The following is a 16,156-nucleotide window of genomic DNA, read 5'->3' as shown; positions in this document are numbered from 1 at the left end:
GCCGGGTTGAACTGGGCCTGCACGTCGGCCGCGCTCAGGCTGGCACTGGCCACCCCGTCGCCGCCCACCCCGCCCAGGCTGACCAGGCTCTCGTCGACGGAGACAGTCCCCAGCCCTTCCGTATTGGAGCTCAGGGTAACACTGGGAACATCATCCAGAATGACGACATCCAGACTGCCATTGGCCGTGTCACCATCCGGATCGACCAGCACAACATTGAAACTCTCCACCAGTGATGCATCGTTAGCTGGTTGAGTGTGTGTCTCGCTGTCGTTCAGCGTATAGCTGTAACTCACGCTCCCCGTTCCAGTTGCAGGGTTGTAATTGATCCCAGTAACAGTCAACTGATTGCCCAACGGGCTGGCGATGGTTTGCGGGAACGAAGTGATGGTTTGTCCATTGGTGATCAGTGCAACACCACCCAGGGTCAAGCTCTGGACACCATCGGCCGCATTGAAGGTAAAAATACCGCTCTGGGTCAAGGCTGCTGCATTGGGATTACTGCCATCTGCCAAAGAGGCTTCATTGAGCGTCAGCTCTCCCCCTTCCACCTGCAAACCAGCCAGTTCGACCGGTTCATCAACCGGCGTGATAGTGATGGTCAAAGTGGATTGGACGGTATCTACACCATCGGTGACGGTGTAGCTGACGGCGGGAACGGGACCATCATAATTGGGAGCCGGCGTGAACTGATAGCTACCATCCGCATTGATCAGCAGAGTACCGATCCCTGCCAGGCTGACAGGTGTACCCAAGGTGGCATTGGCAACCCCACCCCAGCTAAATCCAGACACGGAAGCCGCCTGCGGACCATCATTGTCGATGGTGTTGGCAAGCAGATTGCCCGATACGGCTACATCTTCCGTCACCACCACACTCTCTCCCTCATCGGCGAGATCATTGATGGGGGTGATCGTCAACTCCAAGGTGGATTGCACCGTGTCGGTGCCATCAGTCACGGTATATATCACTGGTGGAACGGCGCCATCGTAGTTGGGGGCCGGTGTGAATGTGAAGCTGCCATCCGTATTGACGATGAGCGTGCCTACCCCATCGATGGTCACGCTGGTACCGGCAGCTATATTGGCATTGTCCCCCCAGGTGAAGATCAGTACTGACGCAGCCTGCGGCCCATCGGTATTCACCGTGTTATCCAGCAGATTACCATTCAGAGATCCGTCTTCAGCAACGGTCAGTTGCTCTCCCTGATCCGTCAGCTCATTGACCAGCAAGGGCTCCGCTATCTGCTGGGTATCCACCACCGGCTCAGCTTGGTAGGTAGTGTCAAACCCGGCGGCGGCGATAGTGGCATCGCCAATCCTGTCGATGGTTACAAAACCACCGTTACCGCTGGCTCCAGCAACCCCACCGATCCCACCGCCACCACCTGCAGCCGGAGCACCACCCGCAGCTGACGCTTCAAAGTTTTGCGTCGGGTCAACCCCTTGCAAAATCGACTTTTGCAAGGCGGCTATATCAGGAGAGGCCGCATTTCCGGCATCCGGAGCCGGTGGCTGGCCGGTAGCAGGCGCATCATGGGCAGGAGCATCCGGTGTGGCAGCCGCCGGTGAATCATCGTAGGGCGCCAATAACAATTTGGCATCATCTGCAATGTTGAGCTTTGCCCCGGGTTGCAGGATCTCTCCTTTTTGCAGAGGGCGGCTGCTTCCATCAGCCAGCACGATTTGCACATTGCCTTCAACTGCAGAAACCACAACGGTTTTGTCGATAATTTGGGTACGCATGTCCATTGCTCCAACGTGACGGATCTCGATGTCTACACCATAGATGTCCGTGCTTCTTGCATCCGTTGCAAAAATGTATGGAATTCGTGTCAAAACTGGGGAGGGGAAATGTACGAAATCGAATGTTCTTTTTTATATCGTCAAATCAATCAGTTGCTCGATACCAAATGAAGCCATCTAGTCTAATTAAACTGAGAATAAGCATGCTTATTAATTTTTCGAATAAAAAAGGGCCCTTGTGGGCCCCTGAAATACTTGGTCATGCTCACGGCAACGGAAATGCCGGGTGTACAAAGCCCTGGTAACCATCGATATGAAGCTTTGAGAGCAACTCGACCTGGTGTTGATCTTCCACTCTGGTCGCAATAGTTATAACGCCGGCATTGTGGGCGGCACGACATACCGCAGCCAAGAAGGAAGTATCAGCCCCAGGCTCCATGACCTGGCTGGTATAGCCGTGGTCAACCTTGACATAGGAAGGCGCAAGCTCCTCCAGATACCCCAGTGACTGGAAGTGGCGTCCATAATGATCCACCCCCCACTGAAAGTCATGCTCTTGCAAAGCATGAACCAGGGCTGTCACATGCTCCTTGTGCTTCATGATGGCGGCTTCTGGGATCTCGAACAGCAAGCGATCTTTCAATCCGGCATTGTCGCTCAGATAACCGGTCAGCCAAGTACGGAATTCATCTGAACAGAGCGAGCCGGCCGTAATATTGACCGCCAGGACCAAGTCTGGTTGCTGTTGCAACAATGAAACTGACGCATCCAGTATCGCCTGGTCAAACTCACCGCCCAGCTTGAACTGCTCGATGGCAGGCAGGAACTGGCCTGCGAAATAATCGGTACCATCGCGAGAGATGGAGGCAAACAGCTCTGCATGCATGCGCAGACCATTATCAAATCGGCAGGCTGGCTGCGCCTTGAAACGCCACAAATGCCGTGCAATCGCATCCTGAACCAGATCACGCCAGGCCAGGCGTCCCATCAACCCCTGATCTGTGCCCCCTTCCATCACCACGGCACCACGACGTTCATTGCGGGCCCTGCCCAGCGCATTGTCAGCCTTGGTCAGCAGAGCCGACAAATCATCGTTGCCATCACGGCCAGCAATACCAATGACGGACAAGGCTCCGCCCTCGCCCATGGGATTCACCACCAGATCGGCGATACGACTGTTGATCACTTCTGCCAAATCCTTCAATTGGGAAAGGTCATCAGTCGGACACAACAAGGCATATTCCGTTGCCGAGATCCGCGCCACAGCAGAGCCATCCCACCCTTTAAGTTGTTCTTTCAAGGCCTGGGCTATCGACTTGACCATGTTGTCACGCGCAGCAAATCCCTCTTCGCGGTACAGATCGTCCAGCATGTCGACGGCAACCAACATGACCCCCCCTTGACCGGCCTCTGCAATCCAGGCATTGACCTGACCCACGAAATAAGCCCGGTTGCCCAAGCCGGAGACGGCGTCCACGTAGACCCGCTCCCGCAGTTTTTCTGCCTCATCGGCCTGTTCTTTGAACTGCACGGCCAACTTGCTGGAGAGGGTATTGATGGCCTGGACCACCTGCTTCAATTCATGGGTCTTGGGCTCGGGAATGGCATGGCCAAAGTGATGCAACTCTATCTCGACGGCCTGCTCACAAATCTGCTTGAGCGGCTTGAGCAGGTAGTTGAGTGCTCGCATGAGCAAGATGGTGGTGATGAGAAAACCTATCAGGAACCAGCTGGCAAGCTCACTCATTCCACGCCACAACTCGTAATAGGCCTGGCCGGGATGACCAACGACCTTCAATTTACCCAGTTGCAGCCAGCCCGACGTCAGGATCGACTCATTGGATACCTCGGGAAACAACCCAAGATTGATGAACCATTGGGGAACACCTTGAATGTTATTGGTATTTTCCTGCTCGATGACATCCTTGGAAGCCAGCAAGTCCAGACGGACCAGACGATAATATCCCCCGTCAAATATCGCCTGAATGACGGACTCAGCCCCCACCTTGTCACCATTTTCCAAATAAGGGGTCAGTGCCAGCCCCAGAGATGTGGCTGTATTGATGACGGTGGTTTCCTGCTGTTGGGCCAGATAGGTACGAGTCGAGTTGAATTGCACCCAATAGGTAGCTGCAAACAACAACCCGAACAGGATCAACATGGTTGCCAATAATTGTCTGTAGAGCGTCATAGGTTAATCATCCAAATTCAACACAGGCTGAGCCAATCGCCCCGACGTCATGCGATTGCGTAAATCATTCCATAATCCCAGGCGTGAGGACTGTCCAGCCAGTTCCCCTTGACCACGCGCCTTCATCAACCACAAGTGACTACCGTTAAAGCTGTATATCGGCACCAGATCCCTACGTTGACTGGCAGGCCGGATCGACCCTATCAAATTATCCAAAATGACGGGCACCGCAGACGGTGTTTCATAGTAAGCGACGACCATATGAAACTGGTTGTAATCCAATGCCTTGACATAGACCATCCGCATCTTCTCATCCGGAACACCCAGCTCCAGCAGGGTAAAGTATTTTGAAATGCTGAAGTCTTCACAATCGCCACCAGCCGCTCCCAAAAACTCCAGCGGGGTTGCCCAGTAGTCTTTTTTTCGCCACAACTTGATGTCGTCGATAAACCGCATCTGGTTGAAAAACTGGTTAACCTTCTCCAGTTTCTGACGGTCGGTCAGGCCGGCAGCCCGATTTTGCATTACCAGCGTGCGCCAGGTGGTGACCCGTTTGCCGGCTCTGACGCCGTAGGTCTCCTGAGCCCGTTGTACCAGTTTGAGATCTTCAGGGGTAAGAGGCTGGCTGGCGGAGAGCAGTAGCGGCAGAGATATCAGCAGCAGCCAAAGTGACCAGCGTAACCAGCGAGCGCGCAGCAACTGGGTCAAACCGGAGGTTGACGCCATGCCGATACTGCTTGCTCTATCCCATCCGGTCACATGCATCTTCGACAGATCCAATGGTACTCACTGCATTGGCCAGAGATGGCCGTCAGAGACAAGGGATGGCGGCAGCCCGGCTGCAACCATCCCTTTCACTCGCATCAAACCTGATGCGCACTCCATTACTGTTTGGCTTGCCAATCGGCCGGCTGCTTCACATTGAATGCGTTGAGCAGGCTGCCAGTGGCATTGAGGATCCGATAATCCGCCAGCAGGGAGTCATACTCGGCTGTAATGTAGCTGCGGCGCGCTTCAAACAGTTCGTTTTCGGTGTTCAATACGTCCAACAAGGTACGTTGACCGAGACCAAACTGCTTCTTGTACGCCTGCACAGTGTCATAGCTTGCATCCACGTGTTCTTTCAGGAAGGTCTTCTGTTTAGCCAGAGACTCTTTTGCGTTCCAGGCCAGGCGGGTTCCTTCCTCTACCTGACGGAAGGCATTCATGTGAATATCCTTGGCCTGGGAATAGAGTGCGGAAGTGGCCTTGCTCTGGGCCAGATCGGAACCACCGCGGAACAAGTTGTAGCGCATCCGAACCATGGCGGTCAGGTCATCGTTGCGCCCCTTGACGGCATCGATATCCTCATTCCAGTTTTGATCCACTTCAAAGGTGACGTTGGGATAAAAACCGGATTTGGAACCCTCATGCTGGTACTTGGCGGCTTCGATATCCTGCAGGGAGGAGAGCAGCGTCGGGTGAACTTCGGTTGCCGTCTTCAGTGCAGCATCCAGGCTGCTAGGAATGAGCTGAGCATCCGGAACCGGCTGTACCAAATCTTTTGGCATCTCGTTGACCACCCGGATGAACTCACTTTCGGCATCGCGATAGTTGTTCTCGGCGGCAGCCTGGTTGGCATAGGCTCTGGCTACCCGACCATCGATCTGGGTCTGGTCAGCGGTTGAACCCAACCCCGAATCGGTCCGCTTGCTGATGTCGCTGCGGATCTGTTCGTGGGTTTCCAGGTTCTGCTTGGACAGCTCCAGGATCTCCTGCTGGCGCAGCATGTTGAGGTAGACCTCGGCCACCCGCAGTGCCGTGTTCTCCGCCTCGGAGATCATGGCCAGGCGCTGGGCATTGGCTTCGGCATCGGTACGAGCCACGTTGCTGCTGACGTTGAAGCCGTCGAACAACATCTGGCGCAGGCTGATACCGGCTTCTTTACGGGTCATGGAGTCATCGATGGTGGTCGAGTTTGCGCCGGCCGCACGGGTGGTCGGGCTGTCAGTCTTCTCGTAGCCGACACCGCCACGCAGATCGATGGTGGGGTAGTAACCCCCTTTGGCCCCGTCATGCTGATACAGTCGCGCCTGATAGAGATCAAAAGCTTCCTTGATTTTGGGATGGGTAGCCAATGACTGTGCCACTGACTCCTCCAGTGTTTGTGCCTGGCTTAGGCCCGGGAACAGCACGACGCCACTTACTAACATGGCAACAATCGTCTTCTTCATGGTATCTCCAGTCATGTTGTTTTTAGATTGTTGGCTTATCGTTCTCTCAGTGCCGACTGCTTTGCCCGTAATATCGGCTTAAGCAAATAGTCTAGGACACTTTTTTTACCAGTAATAATATCTGTACTGGCTAACATACCGGGGATGATGGGAAGTGCGTTAAGCTCATCGCCCAAGTAACTCTTCTCGGTGCGTACTCGAACCAGGTAGAAGGAATTGCCATCTTCATCCTGAATTGAGTCGGCACTTATCTGCTCAACCTTGCCATGCAATCCACCATAAATGGTGAAGTCATAGGCAGTGATCTTGACCACGGCTTCCAGCCCCGGTCGCAGGAATGCGATATCTTTCGGCGACACTTTGGCTTCGACCAGCAGGGTGTCTTCCAGCGGTACTATCTCCATCAGATCCATGCCGGGCTGGACGACGCCACCCAGGGTATTGATCTTGAGCTTCTTGATAGTGCCTTTGAGCGGGGCGATGACGCTGGTGCGATCCACCCGGTCACGCAATCCTACCTGCCCCTCGGACAACTGGCTCAGTTTGCCCTGCCGCTCATTGAGTTCGGTTTGCGAATCGGCCCGAAACTTCAGCGCAATATCGTTGCGCTTGGAAATGGTTTCCCGCAATACGGAGTCAAGCTTGGGGATCAGCAGCCTATTGCTCTCAAGCTCCCCCTGCATCTCGTTGACCTGGCGCTCCAGCTTGATCAACTCAACCTGGGGCACGATCCCCTCTTTGGCCAGGGGACGGCTGATATTGAGCTCCTGGCGCGCCAGATCCACACTGCGTGCCACCGTCCTTATCTTGGCATTGAGCTCTATGGTCTCCTGCTCTTTCTGCTCGATCTGCTGACCCAGAATATAGAGCTGGTTGCTCAGGTTGTTGAGGCGCTCATTCTGCACCGACTTTTCCCGTGTCGCATATTCGGCAAACACGTTCTCATAACCGTCCGGAAAAACGATGGGCTGCTTTTCAACCACCACCTGTTCACGCCAACCCAGATTGGGGCCGGTCTTGACCACCACGCTCTGGATCTCCGCCCGCAATCTGGCGATGTCCCCCTTGAGGGTCACCAGCTCCTGCTCGCGCTCCCGAAAGTCGGAACGGAAACGGGTATCATCGATGCGCAGCAGTGGCTGCCCTTTCTCGACGATATCCCCTTCCTTCACGAAGATCTCCTTGACGATCCCCCCCTCCAGGTTCTGGATCACCTGCAGTTGACGTGACGGGATCACCTTGCCCTGGCCGACGGTCACCTCATCAAGCTCGGCCCAAGCCGCCCAGATGATGGCACTCATGAAAAACAGGAAGCAGGCCCACAGCAGGGCACGTGCCCGCGTCGGGGTACTCAGCAGGACGGCGGCCGCACCGTCATCCACAAACTCAAGGTGTTCCGGAGCCGGCAACACAGTATCGGAAGGCGCCTTCTTAAACAGGCCAAACTTAGCCATTGGAGGCCTCCTGTACGCGCACCTTGCCCTCTTTCAGCTGTTGCAACACCATTGCCTTCGGACCATCGGCCACCACCTGGCCCTGCTCGATCACGATGACCCGTGAGGCTACGTCAAGCATGGTGGTTTTGTGGGTGATGACGATCAGGGTCGTTTCCGGCCCAAGTCTGGCCAGCTCATGCTTGACCTGCATCTCCGACTGGTTATCCATGTTGGAGGTCGGTTCGTCCATCACCAGTATGGGGGGATCATTGAGCAAGGCCCGGGCCAGCAAGATGGCCTGACGCTGGCCACCGGAGAGCTGACGCCCCCCTTCCCCTATCTGTCTATCCAGCCCATTGGGATCCCGGTTGGTGAAGTTGGTCACACCGGCCCGCTTGGCAGCCCGCATGACTCGTACATCATCCACCAGCGGATTGCCCAGCATGATGTTGTCGCGTACCGAGCCAAAAAACAGGGTCACATCCTGTGGCACACAGCCTATATTGCGGCGGATCACCGAGGCCGGCAGCTGATCGAGTTCAAAACCATCGAGCCGTACCGAGCCGTCGGTGGGCCGATAGAGGCCCATCAAAATCTTCTCGAGCGTCGTCTTGCCCGCCCCGATCCGGCCAATGATGGCCACCTTCTCACCCGGCTCGATGCGCAGGTTGATATTGTGCAGGGTGCTGGTTTCCATCCCGGGATACTTGAACGACACCTTGTCAAACTCGATCCGACCGGAGATCACAGGATGGTGGATGTACTGCTTGCCCTCCTCCTGCTCGCCCGGCGTGATCATGATCTTCTCCAGGATTTCCAATGCGGACTTGGCCTGGTTGTAGCGGGTCGAGAGAACCGACAGCTGTACCATGGGCGCGATGGCGCGGCTCGACAGCATGACGGCGGCAATCATGCCCCCCATGGTGACCAGTCCTTCCGAGATCTGGTAAACCCCGACAATCACCAGTGCCACCGTCACCACCTGCTGGATGTAGCTGGCCAGCGATGACATGGAGTTGGTGATGCGGCGGGTCTGTACGCCCCAGGTCGAAATGTGGGATACGGCCTGCTCCCAGCGGTGCTGGAACATGCTCTCGGCACCAAAGATCTTCACGGTTTCGAGGCCCGAGATGCTCTCGATAAGGTTGGCGTTTTTCTGGGAAGCCAGCCGTGAGCCCTCTTCAATGGACTGCTTGAGCGGCGCCTGGATATAGAAGCTGTAAATGATGAGGATCACCATGGCCACGATGGGCACCACCACCATGACGCCGGCAAAGATCCAGATGATGAACAGGAAGAAGATGGCAAAGGGCAGATCGATGAGGGTCGATACCGTCGCGGAAGTGAAAAACTCCCGCACCGATTCAAACTCCTGCAGATGCTTGGCAAAGGCACCGGTCGATGCAGGGCGCGACTCCATCCGCATGCCCATCACCTTGGCAAAGATCTTGGCAGACAGCAGCACATCGGACTTTTTGCCGGCGATGTCGATGAAGTAGCTGCGCAGCTGGCGCATCACGAAGTCGAAGGTGAACACCACCATGGCGCCGACCGCCAGCACCCAGAGCGAATCAAACGCCAGGTTTGGCACTATCTTGTCGTAGACGTTCATGGTGAACAGAGGGCTCGCGACGGCAAACAGGTTGATGAGGATGGAGGCGACCAGCACATCCCGATAGATGCCGCGAGATTCGAGCAGGGTGCTCCAGAACCAGTGACCATCGCGGGTCTCCAGCACCTTGGGTGAACGCTCATCGAACTTGAACTGCTTTTTGACAAAAAACAGCCGCCCCAGATACTCATCACCCAGTTGAGATGCACTCAGCCACTGGGCCGCATCCCCCGCCTGAGGAAAGATCACCTTGCCCTGGGTTCTGTCTTCGTTCCACTCCAGCAGAATGCAGGCGCCGCCGTTGCGCATCTGCAGCACGCAGGGCAGCAACAGGGGGGAGATCTCGTCGAGAGACTGGATGACTTCCCGGGCGGACAAGCCGCCCCGCTCGGCGGCACGGCCGAACAGATTGGGCGTCAGCAGACCGGATACCAGCGGCAGGCCGGTGGTGAGAGCGTCCTTGCTGTTGGGTACCCCATAAAAGCGGGTCAGAAAGACCAGGCACTCCAACAACTCGTCAATACGGTTAGTTTCTGCTTGCATAGCATCCTGTCACTGCATGATTGGGCCGGCTGTCTCGCCATACCGATATTCAAGCCTCACGGGCGTTGTTGGCGCAGACATGCCCGTGACATAAAGAACAGCGCTCCCCAAAAAAGGAGCTACAGCCTGATACACACTAAAAGCACAGGTACATGACACTGGATGTCATCGACAGACCTGAACGGCATTATGCCCAAAGCGGGGACGGCAGGTCAGGCTGTTGATCGCGACACAGGGTGGCGCCATGCCCGATATATCCCGTCCAAATTGGAAATAATACAAGCTTATTGATAATGATATCTTTTTCAAGCCAAGTACTATATCAAGACAATTTTACCGAAACTATACCGCAAAGACTGAATTTCATCTAATAACCCACTGTTTTTTTAATGAAATCTGACGACCTAATCAATATTGCCCACAAGGGAAAACGGGCGTTCCAACGCCTGCCCCTGAGGACCGGTGCGGGCCAGCGCACTAGCAATATCAGCCATCGCTGTCCAGCGGTTCTCGCACCAGGCAGGGGCCAACAGGGTTGGCCGGCGCGCTGAAGCCGAGATGCGGTGATAGACCACTTCGGGTGGGGTGTGCTGGATCATGGCGACTGCCGCCTCGACATACTGCTCCAGACTCAAGACATCGAGCCTCCCCGCCTGCCAGGCCTTACCGAGGGTGCTGCCCTCCACCACATGCAGAGGGTGAAGCTTGATCCCCTCCACGCCGGTATCCACGATACGGTGCAGGGTATCCAGGCTGTCCATCGGCACCTCGCCGGGCAAACCCACGATGAGGTGGGCACACACCTTGATGCCCCGCTGATGGGCCCGGGTCACCGCATCCACATAGGCGGCATAGCCGTGGCCCCGGTTGATGCGCTGCAGCGTCTTGTCGTTGGCGCTCTGCAGCCCCAGTTCCAGCCACACCTCGTAACCCCGGGCCTGATAACCGGCCAGCAGGTCCAGCACCGCATCCGGCACACAATCTGGGCGCGTCCCCACACACAAGCCCACCATGTCGCTCACCGACAACGCCTCTTCATACATGCGCTGCAGGTACTCCACTTCGGCATAGGTGCTGGTATAGGCCTGAAAATAGGCGAGATAGCGCTTGGCGCGGGTCACTTCGTCCCGACGGGCCAGCAGTTGCTGCACCACGGAGAGCTGCTGGGCCGATTCGTCGGCAAAGGAGGAAACATTGCAGAAGGTGCAGCCACCACGCCCCAGGGTGCCATCACGATTGGGGCAGGTGAAGGCGCCGTGAATGGAGAGCTTGTGGATCTTCTGGCCATGGCGCTGCTTGAGATCCTGGCCGAATGTATTGACGAGTTCGTGTAACTGCATGACACCTCCAGTAAAGGAGCGTCATTGTACGAGCTTGCCCGTACGGGGTGCTGCGCTGGATCAAGGGATACGAGAGTCAGAAAACATATAAATATTCACCAATAACAGGATAAATATCAGTTAACCGGACATTCTCGACGCTTTCGAGACCCATCCCCCTTCTGACCAGCCTTCAGCATGGCTGCATAATTGTTAGCTAACATTCTGTTGAATAATGAAAATTTTTCTTTAGACGGGGATTTGGCAAATGCAAGTCATTCACATCAGTAATGTGATCTCAACCAGCCACTCCGGCAGTGAATTGGTAAATTTACTACAAACACCCACACCCACCGAGTCAACCAACAAAACCCGACACATCAGGATTTAATCTCGCAAAAATAAAAAACACCAGAGCAATAGCCAATTACCACCCCATTTATCCTCGCGCATCGAGATTTTGTTATGACATTGTAATAATGAAAACAGCCGGGATGTCCAATTGACCTTGCCGAAAAATCCCATTAGTTTGGAGATTCGCCACCTCAGGCGGACGGAACCACAAGAGCCAATCGCAATTTATGCAGTCTGTTGACGACAGCGCGATGCAAGGCCGAGCAAGGGAGAAATGCAATGTCACTATATGATCCAAAGCTGGAGAGGGATAACTGTGGCTTCGGCCTGTTGGCCCACATGGAAGGTGAAGCCAGCCACAAGCTTGTCCGTCTCGCGATGTCAGCATTGGCTCGCATGCAGCACCGCGGCGGTATCTCCGCCGATGGCAAGACCGGCGACGGCTGCGGTCTGTTGCTGCAAAAACCCGACAGCTTCTTTAGAGCGGTCGCCGAAGAGAAGGGATGGCACCTGGGCCGCAACTACGCGGTCGGCATGCTGTTCCTCAACCCCGATCCCATCCTGGCCCAGGCCACGCGCGACATCATCGACGAGGAGCTGGAAAAGGAGACCCTGAGTCTGGTCGGCTGGCGCAAGGTGCCCATCGATACCAATGTACTCGGTTCCATCGCCAAGGCGTCCCTGCCCAGCATCGAACAGGTCTTTGTCAACGCCCCGCCCGGCTGGGTCGACAAGGACCTCGAGCGCCGCCTCTATATCGTGCGCCGCCGCATCGAGAAGCGCATCAGCGACGACTACTTCTATGTGGTCAGCCTCTCCAACCTGGTCACCGTCTATAAAGGGCTGTGCATGCCGGTGGACCTGCCGCGCTTCTATCTGGATCTCGCCGACATCCGCATGCAGGCGGCCATCTGCGTGTTCCACCAGCGCTTCTCCACCAACACCAGCCCACGCTGGCCGCTGGCGCAACCGTTCCGCTATCTGGCCCACAACGGCGAGATCAACACCATCGCCGGCAACCGCCAATGGGCCAAAGCGCGCAGCTACAAGTTTGCCACCCCGCTCATTCCGGATCTGCAAGAGGCCGCCCCCTTCGTCAACACCACGGGGTCGGATTCCTCCAGCCTCGACAACATGCTGGATCTCTTCCTCGCCGGCGGCATGGACCTGTTCCGCGCCATGCGCCTGCTGATCCCGCCTGCGTGGCAGAAGCACCCGAACATGGATGACGACCTGCGCGCCTTCTACGACTTCAACTCCATGCACATGGAGCCCTGGGACGGCCCGGCCGGCATCGTCATGACCGACGGTCGCTACGCCACCTGCGCGCTCGACAGAAACGGCCTGCGCCCGGCCCGCTACGTCATCACCAAGGACAAATTCATCACGCTCGCCTCCGAAGTGGGCACCTGGGACTACACCCCGGACGAAGTGCTGGAGAAGGGCCGGGTCGGCCCGGGCGAGCTGTTCGTGGTGGATACCAGCAACGGCAAGATCTGGACCAGCTTCGAGATCGACGACGACCTCAAGAGCCGCCACACCTACAAGCAGTGGATGGACAAGCACTGCAAGCGGCTGGTGCCGTTCGAGCAGATGGATGACGCCAGCACCGGCGCCCGCGAGTTCTCCGACGATCAGCTGAAAACCTATCAGAAGCTGTTCGGCTACTCCTATGAGGAGCTGGATCAGATCATCCGGGTACTGGGTGAAAACGGCCAGGAAGCGGTGGGCTCCATGGGGGATGACACCCCGATGGCGGTGCTCTCCTCCAGCCAGCGCACCCTGTACGACTACTTCCGCCAGATGTTCGCCCAGGTCACCAACCCGCCCATCGATCCGCTGCGGGAGAACCACGTGATGTCGCTGGCCACCTGTATCGGCCGCGAGCAGAACGTATTCAACGAGACCTTCGGCCACGCCCACCGGGTGTTGTTCCAGTCGCCTATCCTGCTCTACTCCGACTTCCACCAGCTGTTGGCCCTGGAAGGGGAGCACTATCGCCATCAGGTGATCAGCCTCAACTTCAGACCCGAAGAGGGGCTGGAAGCGGCCATTCTGCGCGTCTGTGAAGAGGCCAAGGCGGCCGCCAAGGCTGGTACCGTGCTGCTGGTGCTCTCGGATCGGGACGTCACTGCCGACACCCTGCCCATCCCGGCCGCCATGGCGGTGGGGGCGGTACAGCGTACCCTGGTGGACAACAACCTGCGCTGCGACGCCAACATCCTGGTGGAGACCGCCAGCGTGCGCGACCCGCACCACTTCTCGGTGTTGCTGGGCTTTGGCGCCACCGCCATCTACCCCTACCTCGCCTACGAGACCCTCGCCAAGCAGGTAGAAGAGGGCGTGCTCAAGATGAGCCTGCGCCAGGCCATGCTCAACTACCGCAACGGCATCAACAAGGGCCTCTACAAGGTGATGTCCAAGATGGGCATCAGCACGGTGGCCAGCTACCGTTGCTCCCAGTTGTTCGAAGCGGTGGGCCTCTCCAAAGCCGTGGTCGAGATGTGTTTTCGCGGCGTATCGAGCCGCATCCAGGGTGCCGATTTTGTCGACATCCAGCAGGATCAGTTCAATCTGGCCCGTCAGGCCTGGCTAGCCCGCAAGGCCCTCACTCAGGGCGGCTTGCTCAAATTCGTCCACGGCGGCGAGTACCACACCTACAACCCGGACGTGGTGCAGACCCTGCAAGTGGCGGTGCGCTCCGGCAACTATGCCGATTACAAGGAGTACGCCCGCCTGGTAAACGAGCGGCCGATCGCTACCCTGCGAGATCTGCTCACCCTCAAGAAGGTCGACAACCCGGTGGCGCTGGAACAGGTGGAGCCTGCGGCCAAGCTGTTCCCCCGCTTCGACTCCGCCGCCATGTCCATCGGCGCGCTGGGCCCGGAGGCCCACGAGGCGCTGGCGGTGGCCATGAACCGCCTCGGCGGTCAGAGCAACTCAGGCGAAGGCGGTGAAGATCCCAAGCGCTTCGGTACCGAGAAGAATTCGCGCATCAAGCAGGTGGCCTCGGGGCGCTTTGGCGTCACCCCCCACTACCTGATGAACGCCGATGTGGTGCAGATCAAAGTGGCCCAGGGCGCCAAGCCCGGCGAAGGGGGCCAGCTGCCCGGTGACAAGGTGACGGCCCAGATCGCCAAGCTGCGTTACTCGGTGCCCGGCGTGACCCTGATCTCGCCGCCGCCCCACCACGACATCTACTCCATCGAGGATCTGGCCCAGCTCATCTTCGACATCAAGCAGATCAACCCGAACTGCCTGGTGTCGGTGAAACTGGTCTCCGAGCCCGGTGTTGGCACCATCGCCTGCGGCGTGGCCAAGGCCTATGCGGACTTCATCACCGTCTCCGGCTACGACGGCGGCACAGGTGCGAGCCCCCTCACCTCGGTCAAGTACGCCGGCTCCCCCTGGGAGTTGGGGCTGGCCGAAACCCAGCAGGCCCTGGTCGCCAACGGCCTGCGCCACAAGGTGCGCCTGCAGGTGGACGGTGGCCTCAAGACGGGTCTGGACATCATCAAGGCGGCCATCCTCGGCGCCGAGAGCTTCGGCTTCGGCACCGGCCCCATGGTGGCGCTCGGCTGCAAATACCTGCGCATCTGTCACCTGAACAACTGCGCCACCGGCGTCGCCACCCAGGATGAGAAGCTGCGCCGCGAGCACTTCACCGGTCTGCCGGAGATGGTGATGAACTACTTCAAGTTCATCGCCGAGGAGACTCGCGAGCTGATGGCCCAGCTTGGTGTCACCCAGCTCACCGACCTCATCGGTCGCACCGACTTGCTGGAGGCCCTGCCCGGCCTCACCGCCCGTCAGGCCAAGCTGGACTTGTCCGGCGTGCTGGCCCGTCCGGTAGCACCGGAAGGCTCCAGCCTGTTCAGCCAGCAGCACAACCCCACCTTCGACAAGGGGCCGCTCAACCTCAAGATGGTGGAAGACCTGCTGGAGGCCGTCGAGAACATGAGTGGCGGCGAGTTCCGCTACGACATCCGCAACACTGACCGCTCGGTGGGGGCGCGCCTCTCCGGCGAGATTGTCAAGCGCCACGGCAACCAGGGGATGGCGGCCGATCCGGTCAAGGTACACTTCAACGGTACCGCCGGCCAAAGCTTCGGCGTCTGGAACGCGGGTGGCCTTGAGATGATCCTCACCGGGGATGCCAACGACTACGTGGGCAAGGGGATGACCGGCGGCAAGCTGGTGATCAAACCCCACGTCGGCGTGGCGTTCAAATCCCATGAGGCGGCCATCATCGGCAACACCTGCCTCTACGGCGCCACCGGCGGCAAGCTCTATGCCGCAGGCACCGCCGGCGAGCGCTTCGCGGTGCGCAACTCAGGGGCACTGGCGGTGGTCGAGGGCATTGGCGACAACGGCTGTGAATACATGACAGGTGGCATCGTCACCGTGCTTGGCGAGACGGGCGTCAACTTCGCGGCGGGCATGACAGGCGGCTTTGCCTACGTGCTCGACGAGTGCGGCAGCTTCGCCAAGCGCACCAACCCCGAGCTGGTGGAGCTGCTGGACGTGGCGGATCTGGCTATCCACCAGGAGCACCTGCGCGGCATCATCACGGCGCACCTCAACGAAACCGGCAGCTCGCGCGCCGAGGAGATCCTGGCCAATTTCGACTCCTATGTGCCCAAGTTCAGGCTGATCAAACCCAAGTCCAGCGACGTCAAGTCCCTGTTGGGTCACACCAGCCGTTCCAGTGCAGAACTCAGAATCCAGGCGCAATAAGGAGGG

Annotated in this window: 8 protein-coding genes; 1 reads left to right on the top strand and 7 read right to left on the bottom strand. The window is 57.7% G+C overall.

All coding sequences use genetic code 11. The features are described 5' to 3' along the window. The 7 genes from AB5Y81_RS13150 to AB5Y81_RS13120 form a co-directional block, all read right to left on the bottom strand. A partial coding sequence (locus tag AB5Y81_RS13150; protein ID WP_368146685.1) for a retention module-containing protein occupies window positions 1-1,745 on the bottom strand: 1,745 nt, incomplete at its 3' end. 265 nt (window positions 1,746-2,010) lie between these two features. Further along, on the bottom strand, window positions 2,011-3,936 hold the full coding sequence (locus tag AB5Y81_RS13145; RefSeq protein WP_279484158.1) for a LapD/MoxY N-terminal periplasmic domain-containing protein: 1,926 nt from the start codon (window positions 3,934-3,936) through the stop codon (window positions 2,011-2,013). Between the two features lie 3 nt (window positions 3,937-3,939). Then, window positions 3,940-4,662 carry a transglutaminase-like cysteine peptidase gene (locus tag AB5Y81_RS13140; RefSeq protein ID WP_017766671.1) on the bottom strand — a complete coding sequence of 241 codons (723 nt, stop codon included), beginning with the start codon at window positions 4,660-4,662 and terminating at the stop codon, window positions 3,940-3,942. Between the two features lie 158 nt (window positions 4,663-4,820). After that, on the bottom strand, window positions 4,821-6,149 hold the full coding sequence (locus AB5Y81_RS13135) for a TolC family outer membrane protein (protein WP_017780771.1): 1,329 nt from the start codon (window positions 6,147-6,149) through the stop codon (window positions 4,821-4,823). A 35-nt stretch (window positions 6,150-6,184) separates the two neighbouring features. Beyond that, window positions 6,185-7,603 (bottom strand): HlyD family type I secretion periplasmic adaptor subunit, encoded by a 1,419-nt coding sequence (locus tag AB5Y81_RS13130; protein WP_005302548.1) that lies wholly within the window; start codon window positions 7,601-7,603, stop codon window positions 6,185-6,187. After that, complete coding sequence (locus AB5Y81_RS13125; protein WP_279484157.1) at window positions 7,596-9,740, bottom strand: type I secretion system permease/ATPase; 2,145 nt, start codon at window positions 9,738-9,740, stop codon at window positions 7,596-7,598. Before AB5Y81_RS13125 ends, AB5Y81_RS13130 begins: the two co-directional genes overlap by 8 nt. Window positions 9,741-10,144: 404 nt before the next feature. Continuing rightward, window positions 10,145-11,080, bottom strand: a complete 936-nt coding sequence (locus AB5Y81_RS13120) for a TIGR01212 family radical SAM protein (protein WP_043171943.1) — start codon at window positions 11,078-11,080, stop codon at window positions 10,145-10,147. Between the two features lie 612 nt (window positions 11,081-11,692). Between AB5Y81_RS13120 and gltB the strand changes: the two genes are divergently transcribed. Next, a complete protein-coding gene (gltB, locus tag AB5Y81_RS13115) occupies window positions 11,693-16,150 on the top strand; it encodes a glutamate synthase large subunit (protein WP_268037120.1) in 4,458 nt (1,485 codons plus the stop codon). The last annotated feature ends 6 nt before the right edge of the window (window positions 16,151-16,156 follow it).

The sequence above is a fragment of the Aeromonas sp. s2 genome, from assembly GCF_040907935.1.
GTDB lineage: Bacteria > Pseudomonadota > Gammaproteobacteria > Enterobacterales > Aeromonadaceae > Aeromonas > Aeromonas dhakensis.
Note: the sequence above shows the minus strand (reverse complement) of the source record. Positions and strands in the feature narration are given on the sequence as shown.

Bases quoted from the DNA above. Each gene is read 5' to 3' on its own strand.
- AB5Y81_RS13145 (WP_279484158.1), bottom strand. From the start codon at position 3,936: ATGACGCTCTACAGACAATTATTGGCAACCATGTTGATCCTGTTCGGG.
- AB5Y81_RS13140 (WP_017766671.1), bottom strand. From the start codon at position 4,662: ATGGCGTCAACCTCCGGTTTGACCCAGTTGCTGCGCGCTCGCTGGTTA.
- AB5Y81_RS13125 (WP_279484157.1), bottom strand. From the start codon at position 9,740: ATGCAAGCAGAAACTAACCGTATTGACGAGTTGTTGGAGTGCCTGGTC.
- AB5Y81_RS13135 (WP_017780771.1), bottom strand. From the start codon at position 6,149: ATGAAGAAGACGATTGTTGCCATGTTAGTAAGTGGCGTCGTGCTGTTC.
- AB5Y81_RS13130 (WP_005302548.1), bottom strand. From the start codon at position 7,603: ATGGCTAAGTTTGGCCTGTTTAAGAAGGCGCCTTCCGATACTGTGTTG.
- gltB (WP_268037120.1), top strand. From the start codon at position 11,693: ATGTCACTATATGATCCAAAGCTGGAGAGGGATAACTGTGGCTTCGGC.
- AB5Y81_RS13120 (WP_043171943.1), bottom strand. From the start codon at position 11,080: ATGCAGTTACACGAACTCGTCAATACATTCGGCCAGGATCTCAAGCAG.